Annotated in this window: 16 protein-coding genes; 6 read left to right on the top strand and 10 right to left on the bottom strand. The window is 71.1% G+C overall.

Features of this window, described 5'->3' with window-relative positions; genetic code table 11:
* Nucleotides 1-70: 70 nt before the first annotated feature.
* Nucleotides 71-475, top strand: a complete 405-nt coding sequence (locus AMYBE_RS0122085; RefSeq protein WP_020661566.1) for a VOC family protein — start codon at nucleotides 71-73, stop codon at nucleotides 473-475.
* Between the two features lie 40 nt (nucleotides 476-515).
* On the top strand, nucleotides 516-1034 hold the full coding sequence (locus AMYBE_RS0122080) for a phosphoribosyltransferase family protein (RefSeq protein WP_020661565.1): 519 nt from the start codon (nucleotides 516-518) through the stop codon (nucleotides 1032-1034).
* 1 nt (nucleotide 1035) lies between these two features.
* On the opposite strand, the gene AMYBE_RS0122075 is transcribed toward AMYBE_RS0122080, so the two are convergent.
* The 3 genes from AMYBE_RS0122075 to AMYBE_RS0122065 all read right to left on the bottom strand — a co-directional run bounded on the left by AMYBE_RS0122075 (nucleotide 1036) and on the right by AMYBE_RS0122065 (nucleotide 4023).
* Nucleotides 1036-2709: an EAL domain-containing protein gene (locus tag AMYBE_RS0122075; RefSeq protein ID WP_020661564.1), complete on the bottom strand. Its 1674-nt coding sequence runs from the start codon at nucleotides 2707-2709 to the stop codon at nucleotides 1036-1038.
* Nucleotides 2710-2897: 188 nt separating this feature from the next.
* Nucleotides 2898-3326 (bottom strand): cupin domain-containing protein, encoded by a 429-nt coding sequence (locus AMYBE_RS0122070; RefSeq protein WP_020661563.1) that lies wholly within the window; start codon nucleotides 3324-3326, stop codon nucleotides 2898-2900.
* 79 nt (nucleotides 3327-3405) lie between these two features.
* Complete coding sequence (locus AMYBE_RS0122065) at nucleotides 3406-4023, bottom strand: TetR/AcrR family transcriptional regulator (RefSeq protein WP_020661562.1); 618 nt, start codon at nucleotides 4021-4023, stop codon at nucleotides 3406-3408.
* A 78-nt stretch (nucleotides 4024-4101) separates the two neighbouring features.
* Between AMYBE_RS0122065 and AMYBE_RS0122060 the strand changes: the two genes are divergently transcribed.
* A complete protein-coding gene (locus AMYBE_RS0122060) occupies nucleotides 4102-5484 on the top strand; it encodes a cytochrome P450 (protein WP_020661561.1) in 1383 nt (460 codons plus the stop codon).
* 119 nt (nucleotides 5485-5603) lie between these two features.
* Here the strand turns inward: AMYBE_RS0122060 and AMYBE_RS0122055 are convergent, their stop codons facing one another.
* From AMYBE_RS0122055 to AMYBE_RS0122040, 4 genes are all read right to left on the bottom strand, one after another.
* Nucleotides 5604-6497 carry an RNA polymerase sigma-70 factor gene (locus tag AMYBE_RS0122055; RefSeq protein WP_020661560.1) on the bottom strand — a complete coding sequence of 298 codons (894 nt, stop codon included), beginning with the start codon at nucleotides 6495-6497 and terminating at the stop codon, nucleotides 5604-5606.
* On the bottom strand, nucleotides 6494-7654 hold the full coding sequence (locus AMYBE_RS0122050) for an NAD(P)/FAD-dependent oxidoreductase (protein ID WP_020661559.1): 1161 nt from the start codon (nucleotides 7652-7654) through the stop codon (nucleotides 6494-6496). Before AMYBE_RS0122050 ends, AMYBE_RS0122055 begins: the two co-directional genes overlap by 4 nt.
* Before the next feature lie 181 nt (nucleotides 7655-7835).
* Entirely contained in the window at nucleotides 7836-8216 is a 381-nt protein-coding gene (locus AMYBE_RS0122045) for a cold-shock protein (protein ID WP_020661558.1), read from the bottom strand.
* A gap of 96 nt (nucleotides 8217-8312) precedes the next feature.
* Nucleotides 8313-9014 (bottom strand): NUDIX domain-containing protein, encoded by a 702-nt coding sequence (locus AMYBE_RS0122040; RefSeq protein WP_020661557.1) that lies wholly within the window; start codon nucleotides 9012-9014, stop codon nucleotides 8313-8315.
* Between the two features lie 50 nt (nucleotides 9015-9064).
* On the opposite strand from AMYBE_RS0122040, the gene AMYBE_RS0122035 reads away from it, so the two are divergent.
* Entirely contained in the window at nucleotides 9065-9811 is a 747-nt protein-coding gene (locus AMYBE_RS0122035) for a DeoR/GlpR family DNA-binding transcription regulator (RefSeq protein WP_020661556.1), read from the top strand.
* On the opposite strand, the gene AMYBE_RS0122030 is transcribed toward AMYBE_RS0122035, so the two are convergent.
* A complete protein-coding gene (locus AMYBE_RS0122030; RefSeq protein ID WP_020661555.1) occupies nucleotides 9780-10349 on the bottom strand; it encodes a type II toxin-antitoxin system Phd/YefM family antitoxin in 570 nt (189 codons plus the stop codon). The two genes, AMYBE_RS0122035 and AMYBE_RS0122030, sit on opposite strands and share 32 nt — an antisense overlap.
* A gap of 185 nt (nucleotides 10350-10534) precedes the next feature.
* On the opposite strand from AMYBE_RS0122030, the gene AMYBE_RS0122025 reads away from it, so the two are divergent.
* On the top strand, nucleotides 10535-11734 hold the full coding sequence (locus AMYBE_RS0122025) for an MFS transporter (protein WP_020661554.1): 1200 nt from the start codon (nucleotides 10535-10537) through the stop codon (nucleotides 11732-11734).
* A 5-nt stretch (nucleotides 11735-11739) separates the two neighbouring features.
* Here the strand turns inward: AMYBE_RS0122025 and AMYBE_RS42130 are convergent, their stop codons facing one another.
* Nucleotides 11740-12501 (bottom strand): AfsR/SARP family transcriptional regulator, encoded by a 762-nt coding sequence (locus AMYBE_RS42130; protein WP_169515266.1) that lies wholly within the window; start codon nucleotides 12499-12501, stop codon nucleotides 11740-11742.
* A 103-nt stretch (nucleotides 12502-12604) separates the two neighbouring features.
* Between AMYBE_RS42130 and AMYBE_RS0122015 the strand changes: the two genes are divergently transcribed.
* Nucleotides 12605-13354: an AfsR/SARP family transcriptional regulator gene (locus AMYBE_RS0122015; protein ID WP_020661552.1), complete on the top strand. Its 750-nt coding sequence runs from the start codon at nucleotides 12605-12607 to the stop codon at nucleotides 13352-13354.
* On the opposite strand, the gene AMYBE_RS0122010 is transcribed toward AMYBE_RS0122015, so the two are convergent.
* Nucleotides 13341-13769, bottom strand: a complete 429-nt coding sequence (locus AMYBE_RS0122010) for a hypothetical protein (RefSeq protein ID WP_020661551.1) — start codon at nucleotides 13767-13769, stop codon at nucleotides 13341-13343. The genes AMYBE_RS0122015 and AMYBE_RS0122010 overlap by 14 nt on opposite strands.
* Nucleotides 13770-13818 lie beyond the last annotated feature (49 nt).

The following is a 13818-nucleotide window of genomic DNA, read 5'->3' as shown; positions in this document are numbered from 1 at the left end:
AATACCGGGCGGAACCTGCCCGGTATTGCTCCTAGCGTGGGTGCTTGTCAACGAGTGAAAGGACCTTCCCGTGCACCTGGCTTCCCTTCGGATCATCACCGCGGACGTCGACCGGCTGGTCGCGTTCTACGAGCGGGTGACCGGCCTGGCCGCGCGCCGGCCCGCGCCTCAGTTCGCCGAGTTCGCCGGTCCGGCCGGATCGGCGACGCTGGCGATCGGCAGCGCGGAGACGATGACGCTGTTCGGTCCGGGCGCGGCCGTTCCGGAATCGAACCGGACGGTCATCGTGGAATTCCAGGTCGCCGACGTGGACGCGGAGCACGACCGGTTGCGGCCGCTGCTCGACGAGGTGGTGCAGCACCCGACCACGATGCCGTGGGGCAATCGGTCGCTGCTGTTCCGCGATCCGGACGGCAATCTGGTCAATCTGTTCGCGCCGGTGACCGAGGCGGCGAAGGCGCGGCTCGCGCGGTAATCGGTCGCTCGCCGGACGGCCGGTGCGCCAGGATCGGCGGATGACAAGCGCGCTGCTGGACCGGTTTCGGTGGGTCGACGGCCATGCCGACGTGTGGTCGGTCTTCCGGGACGGGAAGTCGCTGGCCGCGGTGGTCCGGGCGCTCGCCGAGCCGTTCCGGGACGCCGGGGTGACCGCGGTGTGCGGGATCGAGTCCCGCGGGTTCCTGCTGGGCGGGGCGGTCGCGGTGGAGCTGGGCGTCGGGTTCGTCGCGGTGCGCAAGGCGGCTGGGCTGTTCCCCGGCGAGAAACTGGCCCGGGAGACCGCACCGGACTACCGGGGCCTGCGCCAGGTCCTGCGGGTGCAGCGGTCGGCGCTGGCGCCAGGCGACTGGGTGCTGCTGGTGGACGATTGGATCGAGACCGGCAGTCAGGCCCTGGTGGTGCGCGAGCTGGTGAGCGAGGCGGGTGCGGAGCTGGCCGGCTGCGCGGTGCTGGTCGATCAGCTGGACCCGGAGCTGCGCGAACGGGTCGGGCGGGTGCACGGGTTGCTGTCCGCGGAGGAATTGCCGCCGGGCTGAATCACCGGTGGGACGCCAGCGCGCGCGACCGGTCGTCGCCGCGAAGCACCTGCGCCCGTCCCGCGCCCGGCCAGCTGTTGATCCAGCTGGTCCCGACGATGTCCTTGGCCTGCTTCTTCAACGGCGCCAGCAGCCGCGCGCTTTCGCGGTACGAACTCGCTGCCGTGCCGGTCCACACGAGGCTTGCTAGGGAGAGCGTGACTGGGTGGCCGTCGACGGACCAGTCGTGGCCGAGGACCGCGTCGGCGAGCGTCGTGATGTCCTCGACGCCGCAGACGATCAGGAAATCGTCGCCGCCGACGTGGCCGACGGTGGCGTCGCGGAGGCGTTTCGCGTGGTCGGTCAGTGCGCGGCCGAGAGCACGGATCAGGTCGTCGCCCGCCGCGAACCCGGCGGTGTCGTTGAGCCGTTTGAAGTGGTCGATGTCCAGCCAGGCGACGACGAACGGCCGGCCGGCTCCGGCGCGGCGGCTGACGGCGTGTGCGATCGCGTCGCTGCCGGGCAGCCGGGTGAGCGGGTTGAGCGCGACCGCGGCCTCGACCTTCACCGCCGCCATCCGGCGCATCACCTCGTTGGGCCGCACCACGCCCTGGTAACGGCCGGAGGCATCGATGACGACCAGGTCGTCGCCGCTGTTCTCGGCCCCGCCGTCGGCGATCGTTTCGAGCAGCTCGCGGGTGCCGGTGCCGATGTCGACCAGCCGCGGCGGCCCGGCCAGCTTCGCCGCGGGCTTGCCCGCGTACAGCGCGTGCCCGTACCGCCCGGTGACGGCCAGCAGGAAGCGCATCCGATCGATCGTCCACTGTGGACGTGCCTGCCGGTCGAGCCCGACGATGGCCTTCGGCGCGTGCTCGGCGGACAGGATCGCGTGCACGTCGTCGCAGGTCGCGTCGTCGGGCAGGGTCTTGGCCTGGCGGAGGAACTCGGGGATGCGCAGCCCGGCGGCGGGGGAGACGGCCGTCGTGCCCGGCTGGTCGCCGCGGTCGGGGGTGACCCGCGCGGGCGCGCCGGTGGCGAACAGATTCCCTTGCACCAGCCGGATTCCGGCCCGCTGCGCGACCTGCAGTTCGGCGTCGTTCTCGATCCCGGTCGCGACCAGACGGAGGTCGGTCTGGGTGGCGAACTGGACCAGCGCCTCGACCAGCGCGACGGCCGTGGCGTTCGACGGCAGCCGGCGCAGCGTGGCGCGGTCCAGCTTGACCATTTCGATGGGCGCCTCGGCGAGCAGGTTGATCGGCAGCCCGGCCGCGCCGAGCCGGTCGAACGCGAGCCGGAAGCCGAGGTCGCGCAGCCGGTTCAGGCCCTGGAGCAATCGGTCCGGCTCCGGCACCGCGAGCGGCGCGGTGACCTCCAAGACGACGTCGGCGGGACGGCGCCCCGTGCGTTCCAGCGCTTGCAGGAGCGGGATGAACCGCTCCGCCGGCACGCCGGCCGTGCTCGCGGTCAGGTTGAAGTGCAGCGACACACCTGGCATCGGCGGGGGCGCGGCGAACGCGGCCCGGGCCGCGAAGTCCAGTTCGGTGTCCGCGAGCCGCGCCTGGCCGCCTGCTTCGAGCAGGTCCGGCACCCACCCGCCGGCGGGATGCCCGATTGCCTCGATGGCCACCGCGGAGCCGCTGTAAAGGCTGTACAGCGGCTCGAAGGCGAAGCGAACCTGGTCGGCAGGGGCGGGCACCCGCAAATCCTCGCCCGGAACGCACAGATCTCCACGGAATCGTTATCGGACGTTGACCTGGCCGGGACGGCCGGCGAACCGGAAAACTCTTCGGGATCGACGGTCTTCCTCGGGTTCTTCCGACAGGCCGAAGGAATGCCCGGTGCCTTCGGTGACCACCCTCACAGGCGGCCGCGCGGTCGCCGTGGTCAGCTCTCCGGGACTTCGACCTCTGCCCACAGGCTCGGCAGGTTCACCACGATGCCCTCCTGGCTGCTGCGCGCGATGATCACCACCGCAGGTTCGCCGGTCGGGTTCTCCTCCCGGTGCGGGACGTAGGGCGGAACGAAGATGTAGTCGCCCGGCCCGGCCTCGATCCGGACCTCCTCGTCGCCCTCGGCGAAGACGAACACCGGATGGCCCGACTTGACGTAGATCGCGGTCTCCGCCTCGCCGTGGTGGTGGTCGCCGGAGTTCGTGTGCGGAGTGACGTGCGTTTCGCCCATCCACACCTTGCTGGAGCCGACCGTTGTGCCGGAGATCGCCTCGAGCCGGTTCATCCCGGAAGTCTGCTGGGTGTCGCCGGTCAGGTCGGCGCCGCGGATGTGGCGCAGCGGCTGGTGCCAGTGGTCGGTCACGACGTCCTCCCGAGGTCCCTTCCGGCACGGTACCCGGAGCGCGACACCGGTGCCGTCCGTGAAGGGCCCCTTGCGAGACTTAGATTCCGGTATGGGGCCCTTCGCGGACTTCGCCGGAGACCGCGGACGGGGCAACGTCGACCGCGGCGAACAGTGTTCGCACGCAAAGATCCCGCAACTCGTCCTGAGAGATCTTCGGCTCGTCGAGCCAGTCCAGGATCAACGCCGCCACGAAGGCCAGCCACCCCCGCACCGCCAGCCGGGTCACCGGCGTCACTTCCCGGACCCGGCCCACCACGGCCAGGATCCGCTCCGCGTTCGCGTAGACCCCTTCCGCGCAGATCTCCCGGATCTCCCGATCCGCGTCGTCCGCGCTCCGGTGCACGATCCGGTACCCGTCCGGATGCGTCCGCGCGAACTCGAGGTAGACGTCCAGCCCGAGCCGCAGCTGCTCGGCGACCGGAAGCGACGGATCCGGCTCGCTCATCGCCAGCAGCCGGTCCCGATGCGTACGGAGGATCTCCGCGAAGAACTCTTTCTTCGTCGGGAAGTAGTGGTACAGCAGCCCGCGGGACACCTGCGCGATCTCCGCGACCTCCTCGATGCGCACCTCGTCGTGCGGCCGGGCCGCGAACAGTCCGGCGCCGATCGCCAGCAACTGCTCGCGCCGCTGTTCGGTCGAAAGCCGGGTCCGCATGCCCGCAGCCTACTTGACACGCGTTCAGTAGCGCGGGAAGGTGGCCCTATTGGATGAGTGTTCAATAAGGGGGTCTTCATGGACACCACGGCCATCCCGCACCGTCCCGGCCGCCTGCCGGTGATCGGCGACATCCTCGGCAGCGACCCGCGCAGCCCGGTCCAGGACACCCTGCGCATCGGCCAGCGGGTCGGGCCGATCTTCACCCGCAAGATGTTCGACTTCGAGATCGTGTTCGTCGGCGGCGTCGACCTGGTCACCGAGCTGCACGACGAGACCCGGTTCGGCAAGCACGTCGGCCTCGGCATCGAGAACCTGCGCCCGCTGGTCGGCGACGGACTGTTCACCGCGCACACGCACGAGCCGAACTGGCGGCTGGCGCACGACATCCTGCAGCCGGCCTTCTCCGCCGAGGCGATGCGCCGCTACCACCCGGTGATGCTGGAGGTCGCGCACGAGCTGACCGCGGCCTGGGACCGCGCGACCGGGCCGGTCGACGTGTCCGCCGACATGACGCGGCTGACGCTGGAGACGATCGGCCGTGCCGGGTTCGGCTACCGGTTCGGGTCGTTCGAGCGCGCCGAACCGCACCCGTTCGTCACCGCGATGATCCGGGCGCTGAAGTTCGCGCAGCTGCAGAACGTCAAGATCCCGTTGGTACAGCGCTCTTTCGCCGGCACCCCGGCGCAGAACGAACGCGACATCGAGTACATGACGAACCTGGTGGACGAGGTCATCGAGGCGCGCCGGCGCGACGGCGGCGAGGTCCGCGACCTGCTCGGCCTGATGCTGTCCGAGGGTCATCCGGAGACCGGCGAACAGCTGGACCCGGTGAACATCCGCAACCAGGCCATCACCTTCGTCATCGCCGGTCACGAGACGACCTCCGGCGCGCTGTCGTTCGCGCTGTACTACTTGACGCAGAACCCGGACCTGCTGGCGAAGGCGCGCGCCGAGGTCGACACGGTGTGGGGCGAGCGCGAGCCGGAGTTCGGCGACGTCGCGAAGCTGCGCTACGTCCGCCGGGTGCTGGACGAGGCGATGCGGCTGTGGCCGACCGCGCCCGGGTACGCCCGGGTCGCCCGCGAGGACGTGCTGCTGGGCGGGAAGTACCAGATGCGCAAGGGCGACTGGATCGTCGTGCCGCTGCCGCTGCTGCACCGGGACCCCGAGGTGTGGGCGGATCCGGAGAAGTTCGACCCGGACCGCTTCGAACCGGCCGAGGTGCGCAAGCGCCCCGCGCAGGCGTACAAGCCGTTCGGCACCGGCGAGCGGGCCTGCATCGGCCGGCAGTTCGCGTTGCACGAGGCGGTGCTGGCACTGGGAATGATGCTGCAGCGCTACGACTTCGAAGCGGATCCGGGTTACCGGCTGAAGATCGCCGAATCCCTGACCCTCAAGCCGAGTGGCTTCACGGTCCGGCCGAAGGCCCGGGAGCGGGTTTCGGCGCCGGTCGGCTGACGCGGGCCGCGTCGGGATGTCTCCGGTGTCGTGAAGGGAACATTGAGGGAATCAGAGTCCCTCGATGTTCCCTTCACGACACGTCGGCGGGCGTCGTGACATCAACGGCCCGCGTCCCTTCAGTTTCGGCTGACCTGGCGCGGGACAGCGAGCGAGACGAGCTTGTCCGGGTTGCGCACGGCGTACAAGCCGGTGATCCGCCCGTCCGCGAACTCGATGAGGAACACGCCCTCCAGCCGTTCGTCGCGATAGGCGAGCAGTGCGGGCGCGCTGTTGCAATTCGCGGTCTCGATCCGCACGTTCGGCGGTTGGCGGTGGAACAGTTCCACCATGACCCGCGAGACCCGCTCCGCGCCGACGATCGGCCGGCGCGCCGCGGTCGCCTTGCCGCCGCTGTCGGCGGTCCAGACGACGTCGGGGGAGAGCAGCGCGAGGAGCCCGTCCAGGTCGCCGGTGGCGGCCGCGGTCAGGAACTGCTCGGTGATCCGCTCGGTCGTCTCCGCGTCAGCGGGCTCGAACCGTTTGCGTCGCGCCCGCACGTGCGACCGGGCGCGGTGCGCGACCTGCCGCACCGCCGACTCGGTTTTCCCTACCGCGGCGGCGATCTCGTGGTGATTGAAGCCGAACACCTCGCGCAGCACGAACACCGCGCGTTCGTCGGGGCTGAGTGTTTCGAGCAGCACGAGCATCGCCATCGACACCGATTCCGCGAGCACCAGGTCCGCGGACGCGTCGTGGTCGTCCAGCAACAGCGGCTCCGGCAGCCACGGCCCGACGTAGTCCTCTCGGCGCCGGCCGCGCGCCCGCAGCGTGTTGAGCGCGTGCCGGGTCACCAGCCGGGCGAGGTAGGACTTGGTGTCGCGCACCCGCGCGAGGTCCACGCTCGCCCAGCGCAGGTAGCTGTCCTGCAGCACATCGTCGGATTCGGTGGCCGAGCCGAGGATCTCGTACGCGATCGTGAAGAGCAGCGGCCGCAGCAGCGTGAATCGTTCGGCGTGCTCGTCGGTCGTCATCGGGACGCGGCCGGTTCGGCGACGCGCAGGCCGCTCTTCGGCCAGTTCATCGCGCCGGGCTTGCGGGCTTCGAGCCGGATCCGCTGTCCCACCACGAACCGACAGGCCAGTTCCTTGATCGCGGCGCCTAACCGTCCGCTGACGTAGACGTTCACCGCGGTATCGTCCCGGCGCGCGACCTGCCGGACCCCGGCGCGGCGGCCGAGGCTGACGCACGACCCGGAGAACGCCAGCGCGAATGGCTCCGGCGCGGTGCCTTCGAGGCGGTGCACGACGGTATCGGCGGCATGCGCGCCGAGCGGGCTCGCGGCGTAGGTGCTCATCCGCGCCGGATGACCGGTGACCGCGCACGCGTCGCCCGCCGCGACGATGCGGTCGTCGTCCACGCTGGTGAGGGTTTCGTCGGTGATCAGGCGGCCGAGGTCGTCGGTGCTCAGGCCGCTGGCGGCGGCCAGTCCGGGCACGCCGAAGCCGGCGGTCCACACGGTCACCGCACTCGGCCTTGCCGTGCCGTCGTCCAGGGCGACCTCGTCCGGCCGAACCTCGGTCACCCGGGCGGTGGCGAGCACGTCGACGCCATGCTTTTCCAGCCAGTTCGCGATATTCCGGCGGGCGGGGGCGCTCAACGTCGGGGCGAGGGCGCCACCGCACACGAGCGTCACGGCGCGGCCCTGTTCGGCAAGCTCGGCGGCCGTTTCGATGCCGGTCAGCCCGCCGCCGACGACGGTGACCGGTGCGAGCCGCGGCAGGTCGTCCAAAGTGGACCGCAGACGGTGCGCGGATTCCAGGTCCGCGATGGAGAACGCGAACTCGGCACCGCCCGGAACAGCCGGCTTCGCGCCGGTGCTTCCCACTGCGTACACGAGGTAGTCGTACTCCAGGGCGCGGCCGGACGCCAGCTGCACGGTCCGGGCGGCGGCGTCGATCCGGACGGCCTGGTCGACGACGAGTTCGATGCCGTCGCCCAGGAGCGTCTGGTACTCGATGGTCGCGTCACCGGTGTGCGCGACGAGCTGGTGCAGGCGGATCCGCTCTACGAACTCCGGACGCGGGTTGACCAGCGTGATCTTGGCGCCGGGATGCTTGCGCAGCCGGTTCGCGGCGAGGGTTCCGGCGTAACCGCCGCCGAGGACTGTGATGGTGGAGGTCTCAGACATGCCCTCCAAGACACCGGCGGGCGCCGGGATGTGACAGCGCCGCGGTTCCGCGCAGGGCCGGCGAGCGGAGCGGCTCGATGCGCCGCCGGGTGTTCCCTGGCCACGAGACCGGCCGCCCGGCCGGGCGAAACTCAGCGCCCGCCCGGATCCGCGCCAGCCACCGGAAATCGTCCCGGTCCGGTCAGGATTCGATCCAGCCGTACTCCATCGCGAGCTGCACCATCTGCTTGCGGACCGCCAGGATCTGTTCGCCGGTCAGCGACGGGCAGCCGGTGATGAGGGCTTCGGTCACGTCCTGCAGGTATTCGGTCTCCTCGAGCTCGTCCTCGTGCGGGCGCTTCGCCCCTCGGGCGGCCGGGCCCGCCAGGGTCACCCTCGACGCCTTCGGTCCGCGGGCGCCGTCGTCGATGACGAATTCCACCCGCTTGCCGACCTCCATCAGGTGCTTGTCGAACTGGAGGTCGTTGACATGGATGAAGACGTCTTCGCCGCCCGAGTCCGGGGCCACGAAACCGTAGCCCTTGGACTCGTCGAAGCTGATCACATTGCCGGTTGTCGTCATTTCCCTACTCGTTTCGTGCAGCGTGGCCGGCGCCGCGGACTCGCGTGCCTGGCCAGCGGTCATTCGACCCGGCCGCCAGCTTAACCGGCGGCCGTCTCAGCCCGCCGGGCCGAACGGTCCTTCCAGCGCCGCCCAGTGCAGCAGCAGGATCGTCTTGCCGTCCACGATCCGGCCGTCGCGGATCATCGCGAGGGTTTCCGCGAACGGGATCTCCAGCACTTCGATGTCCTCGCCTTCTTCGGCGAGTCCGCCGCCCCGGCCGGTGCGGTCGGCGGGAGTGTAGGGCGCGGCGAAGAAATGCAGCCGTTCGGTGACCGATCCCGGGCTGAGATACGCGTCCAGGACGTGGTCGACCAGGCCGAGCGCGACGCCCAGTTCCTCGGCCGCTTCCCGGCGGACGGCGGCGAGCGGGTCGTCGCCGTCGAGGAGTCCGGCGGCGGCTTCGACCAGCATCCCGTCCGGATGGTCGTTGACGTAGGCCGGGTAGCGGAATTGCCGGGTGAGCAGCACCTGGCCGCGGTTCAGGTCGTACGGGAGGAGCACCGCGCCGTTGCCGCGGTCGTACGTCTCGCGCTGCTGGGTTTCCCAGCGTCCGTCGCGGCGGCGGTAGTCGAACGTGGTGCGCCGCAGGACATGCCAGCCCTGGGAGGTCAGTTCGACGTCCCGGACCACGACGCCGGGGTTGCGGTCCAGGTCGCGCCCGGCCCGGTTCAGGCCGGTGCGGCCGCGGTGGTCGGGCAGTTCGATGCCGGGGCGGCCGCCGGTCACGCGGCCGCCGTCCGGCGAGATCGGTGTCATGCCGCGCTACGATACTCGGCAAGATCGTGCAAGAACAGGAGAGAACGCGAATGCTGGCTGCCGAACGCCGCGAGCACCTGCTCGGCCTGCTCGCCCGCGAGGGCAAGATCGTCGCCAAGGACGTGGCCGCCGAGCTGGGGATTTCCGAGGACAGCGTGCGGCGCGACCTGCGTGATCTCGCGGCCGAGGGGTTGTGCCAGCGGGTCTACGGCGGCGCGCTGCCGGTGTCCCCGGCGGTCGCGGACTACGCGACCCGGCAGACCGTGGCACCGGACGGCAAGCGGCGGGTCGCGGCGGTGGCGGCCGGGCTGGTGCGGCCTGGCGGGGCGGTGCTCCTCGACGGCGGAACGACCGCGCTCGCGGTCGCGCGGGCACTTCCGCCGGACCTCGACTGCACAGTGATCACGCACAGCCCGACGGTCGCGGCGGCATTGCTCGACCACCCGCGCGCGGAGCTTTTCCTGCTTGGCGGGCGGGTTTTCAAGCACTCGGCGGTGACGTGCGGGGCGGCGGCGGTCGAAGCCGCGCAGAACGTATCGGCGGATCTGTGCCTGCTGGGCGTCACCGGCGTGCATCCCGAAGCGGGACTGACGACGGCCGACGCGGAGGAAGCCGCGATGAAGCGGGCTCTCGCCGGGCGCGCGGCGGAGACCTACATCCTTGCCTCGTCGGAGAAAATCGGTGCGGCATCGCGGTTTCGGGTGCTGCCGTGGGCGAAAATCAGCGGGCTGGTCACCGACGCCGACAACGCGATCGTCGAGCAGGTCAAGGCGCTGGGGGTGGAGGTGCTGGGCTGATCTCGGGCCGCGCGGCGGATCCGCCGCCGAGCTGAAGCCGCGTGACGGCGTAGTCCAGCTGCCGCGCGAGATGCGGCACGGTCGCCGGGGTCAGGTAGGTCTCCGCGCCGGCGTCGAGCAGACGGCGGACGGGGCCTTCGTAGCTGACGCCCAGCTCAGCGTCCTCGATTTCGGCGATCACCACACGGGCCTTCGGGAATTTCCCGCGCAGGCTGCCGATCAGCTGCGGGCTGACCGGCGGCACCAGCACCACGTCGGCGGTGGCGGGCGCGGAATGCAGGTCCAGCACCAGATAGTCCGGGCCCAGCTCGGCGGCCAGCGACTGCCGGGCCGAAGCGGACAGCTTCATCGCGGCGGCGACCACGGTCAGTTCAGCGCAGTCCTCGACCGGCGGCGGTTCGGCCGCGCGGCCGGAAATCGTCGCGACCGGCTCCCCGGCCCGGGTCAGGACCAGTTCTTCGCCCGGCGCCAGCGCGTCGACCAGTCTGCCGAATTCGGCGGGCAGCCGGGCGAGATCGAACTGCTGAGGGCCACTCATGACGCGCGGGACGGCAACGGCAGGCAGTAGGTCATGGAACCTGAGCATCCCAGAAAATCCGGCCGGGCGTCGAGACCGGGGTGGCTCGCTGCCGTGCTCGCGCTCGCTGCGGCCGCTCCGGGTCCGGTGGGTGATGGCGTTTTCTCGCCAGCGCTGAGGCCGGGTCCGTTCCTAGCCTCGGCCGGGTGCACACGACTCGCGGTCCCGTCATCGGGTTCATTTCTTTGGCAGCAGCACTGGGAACGGCGGCGGTCTACCCGCTGCAGCCCGCTATCGCCGAGGTCGGCGGCGAACTCGGTGCGTCGCTGGCCTCGGTCGGGATCGCGCTCGCCTGCGGTCCGATCGGCTACCTGTGCGGGCTGGCTCTGCTGGTACCGCTCGTCGACAAGTTCCGGCCGCGTTCCGTGCTGTCCGTGCAGTTCGGCGCGCTCGCGGCGGCGCTGGCGGTGAACGCGATCGTCGGCCAGGTGTGGCAGCTCGGGCTGGTGCTCGGGGTGATCGGCGGCTGCTCCTCGGCCGGTGCGGGACTGAGTTCGGTGGTCGCCCGGACGGCGAGCCCGCAGCGGCGGGCGACCGCACTCGGAATCGTCACCGCCGGGATTTCGGCGGGCATTCTCGCCGGCCGGATCGTCGGGGGAGGGCTGGCCGAGCTGATCGGCTGGCGGGCGATGCTGGGGGTGTTCGCCGCCGCCTGCGCGGCGGTCGCCGTCGCGATGTTCTTCTTGCTGCCCAAGGATTCCGGCGCGAACGAGCGCGGCTACCTGGCCACCCTGCGGTCGATTCCGGGGCTGTACCGACGATATTCGGCGCTGCGGTTCGCGGCGATGCGGGGGACGTTGTGGTTCTTCGCGTTCTGCGCGGTGTGGTCGGGGCTTGCAGTGGCGTTGTCGGAAGCACCCTACGGGTACTCGGCGGAGCGCATCGGCCAGTACGCCTTCGCCGGGATTCTCGGCATCCTGGCCACCCGGATCGCTGGGGTGTGGACGGACCGGGTGGGGGCGCGGCGGGTAGTCCGGTGGGGACTGGCGCTCGCTGGGATCGCCAGTGTCGCGCTCGTGGCGGCACTGCCCAGCACGATCGGGACACTGGGCTGCCTGGCGTTGTTCGACGCCGGGCTTTTCGCGGCGCAGGTGGCGAATCAGAGCACCGTGCTGGCGATCGAACCGGACGCGCCGGCCCGGTTCAACAGCGCGTACCTGGTGGTCTACTTCGCAGGCGGAAGCCTCGGCACCGCGTTCGGCGCGACGGCCGCGGAGGGCCTCGGCTGGGCATCGACGGCATTGGTCGCGGCAGGAGTGATCGGGGCGGCCGGCCTGATCACCGTGCTGCGCAGGCCAGACAGGGCGGAGCGGACGACGAGTCCGGTGTTGGCCGGGGAGAAGTAGCGCGTTCAGGACGCGCGCCGGCTCACCCCGGCCAGGATCTCCTCGTGCACTGCCTGCAGCCTCGGCCCCGGCACCACTTCGAGTTCGCGGCTGAACAGCTCGCGCGTCGACCGGTACGCCGCCAGCGCCTCGGCTCGCCGCCCGCTTCGGTGCAGGGCCGTCAGGTAGATCTCGTACAACGGCTCCTCCCACCGGTTCTCGTCGATGAGCAGCCGCGCCCCGGCCGCCACCTCCCGGTGTTCGCCCAGTTCGATTCGCAGCCACAGCCAGTCCTCGACCGCGTCCAGCCGCAGCCGCGACAGCCGGGATCGCTCGCGTTCCGCCGTTTCCCCGGGCACTCCGGCGAGCGCCGTGCCGCTCCACAGCGCGAGCGCGTCGTCGAGCAGCCGCTTCGCCGCCCTCACTCCCGGTTCGCGGCGGGCCGCTGTGCTCAGCGAGTCGAACTCTTCCGCGTCGACCGCGAACGGGACCGGGTCCAGCAGGTAGCACCCGGGCCGGGACTTGATCGCCTGGTCCAGCCCGAACGGGGCGAGCACCCGGCGCAGCCGGGACACGTAGGTGCGGACCACCGAGCCCGGCCCGGACGGCGCGGACGGCCCCCACAGGTCGTCCACCAGCCGGGCCAGCGGGACGTAGCTGCCGGCGTTCGCCAGCAAGACGGTCGCCACCGCCTGCTGCTGCGGGGTGCCCAGATCCACCCGGGCGCCGGCGCAGGTCAGCACTGGCGGCCCGAGAATGGTCAGCCGCGCGTTCCGGAGGAGCTTCATAGCTGCCAGCCAAGCCGAGCCGGGGCCGCGGCGGCGACCGTCGGATGGCGTAGTCGCTGTACGTCGCCTCGGTGGCAGCGGGGCTGGCTCCATAATCGCGGAAGTGAGATTCGGAATCCTTGGTCCCGTCGTCGCCTGGGAAGACGGGGCGCCGGTGAACATCGGTTCGCCGCAGCAGCGCGGCGTGCTCGCGGCGCTGCTGCTCGGCAAGGGGCGGCAGGTGCCGACTGAGGAGATCATCCTCGCGGTGTGGGGCGCGCATGCGCCGGCGCGCGCGGTGCAGACCGTCCGCACTTACGTGTCCCGGCTGCGCCGGCTGCTGGGGGAGGACCGGCAGGAGATCCACACCGAAGGCGGCGGCTACCGGCTGGAGGCGGACCCGGCCGAGGTGGACGTGACGGCGTTCCGGCAGCACGTCGCGACCGCGCGCGCCACCGGCGACCCGGAGGAAGCGGCGCGAGAGCTCCGGCTCGGCTGCGCGTTGTGGCGCGACACGGCGCTGGCCGGCCTGGACGGCGCGTTCTTCGCCGGCCGTCGCCGGTGGCTGGAGCAGCTGCGGGAGAGCGCCCTGGAAGAACAGTGGGAGCTCGACCTCGAACGCGGCCGGCTCGTCGAAGTAATCACGGCGCTGACCGCGGCCACCGCCGCCGAGCCGTTCCAGGAACGGCGCTGGGAGCTGCTGATCGACGCATTGGCGCGCAATGGCCAAGCCGAGCAAGCGGCGTCGGCCTACCACCGGATCTCGCTCCTGCTCGACGCGGAACTAGGGCTGAACCCGGGCGAGGGACTTCAGCGGGCGTACGCCCGGCTCGGTCCTCAACGGACCGAGCCGGGCCGGCTCACTTCGCCTTGAGTGGACCGGCGAACGCCTTCTTCAGGCTCTTCGGCGCGATCAGCGGCAGCAGAGCCGCGAGCAGTCTGCGGCCGAGGCCCTCCGGCCGGCGGGTCAGTTCGACGTCGACCCGAGTGCCGCCGTCGGTGGCCGTGCACTCGAAGACCCAGCCGCCGCCCGGGCCGAAGACCTTCGAATCGAGCGTGGTGACCACGACCCGGCCCTGCGACGGGTACCACTCGTAGCGCGCTCGTTCCCATGCCGACTCGGTGCCTTCGGTCACCTCCGCCCAGTCTTCGCCGAGCTGGTGCACGACGAAGTGCTTCTCGTCGATGGTCGGCCAGACGAGCGGGCGGTTCGGCGTGAAGTCGGTCAGCACGCCGACCAGTTCGGCGACGCTGAGCGAGGACACGAGATGGAACTTGATGACCGGCATGGTCGCGGTTTCCTTTGCTGGGATGGCCGGTGGGTGGATGGCCGGTGCG

The organism is Amycolatopsis benzoatilytica AK 16/65, from assembly GCF_000383915.1.
Classification (GTDB): Bacteria; Actinomycetota; Actinomycetes; order Mycobacteriales; family Pseudonocardiaceae; genus Amycolatopsis; species Amycolatopsis benzoatilytica.
This window is presented reverse-complemented; position numbering and strand designations above follow the sequence as displayed.

Excerpts from the sequence above, each read along its gene's own strand:
- AMYBE_RS0122010 (WP_020661551.1), bottom strand. The coding sequence starts at position 13,769 with ATGCCGGTCATCAAGTTCCATCTCGTGTCCTCGCTCAGCGTCGCCGAA.
- AMYBE_RS0122040 (WP_020661557.1), bottom strand. The coding sequence starts at position 9,014 with ATGACACCGATCTCGCCGGACGGCGGCCGCGTGACCGGCGGCCGCCCC.
- AMYBE_RS0122030 (WP_020661555.1), bottom strand. The coding sequence starts at position 10,349 with ATGAGTGGCCCTCAGCAGTTCGATCTCGCCCGGCTGCCCGCCGAATTC.
- AMYBE_RS42130 (WP_169515266.1), bottom strand. The coding sequence starts at position 12,501 with ATGAAGCTCCTCCGGAACGCGCGGCTGACCATTCTCGGGCCGCCAGTG.
- AMYBE_RS0122035 (WP_020661556.1), top strand. The coding sequence starts at position 9,065 with ATGCTGGCTGCCGAACGCCGCGAGCACCTGCTCGGCCTGCTCGCCCGC.
- AMYBE_RS0122050 (WP_020661559.1), bottom strand. The coding sequence starts at position 7,654 with ATGTCTGAGACCTCCACCATCACAGTCCTCGGCGGCGGTTACGCCGGA.
- AMYBE_RS0122065 (WP_020661562.1), bottom strand. The coding sequence starts at position 4,023 with ATGCGGACCCGGCTTTCGACCGAACAGCGGCGCGAGCAGTTGCTGGCG.
- AMYBE_RS0122045 (WP_020661558.1), bottom strand. The coding sequence starts at position 8,216 with ATGACGACAACCGGCAATGTGATCAGCTTCGACGAGTCCAAGGGCTAC.
- AMYBE_RS0122060 (WP_020661561.1), top strand. The coding sequence starts at position 4,102 with ATGGACACCACGGCCATCCCGCACCGTCCCGGCCGCCTGCCGGTGATC.
- AMYBE_RS0122055 (WP_020661560.1), bottom strand. The coding sequence starts at position 6,497 with ATGACGACCGACGAGCACGCCGAACGATTCACGCTGCTGCGGCCGCTG.
- AMYBE_RS0122080 (WP_020661565.1), top strand. The coding sequence starts at position 516 with ATGACAAGCGCGCTGCTGGACCGGTTTCGGTGGGTCGACGGCCATGCC.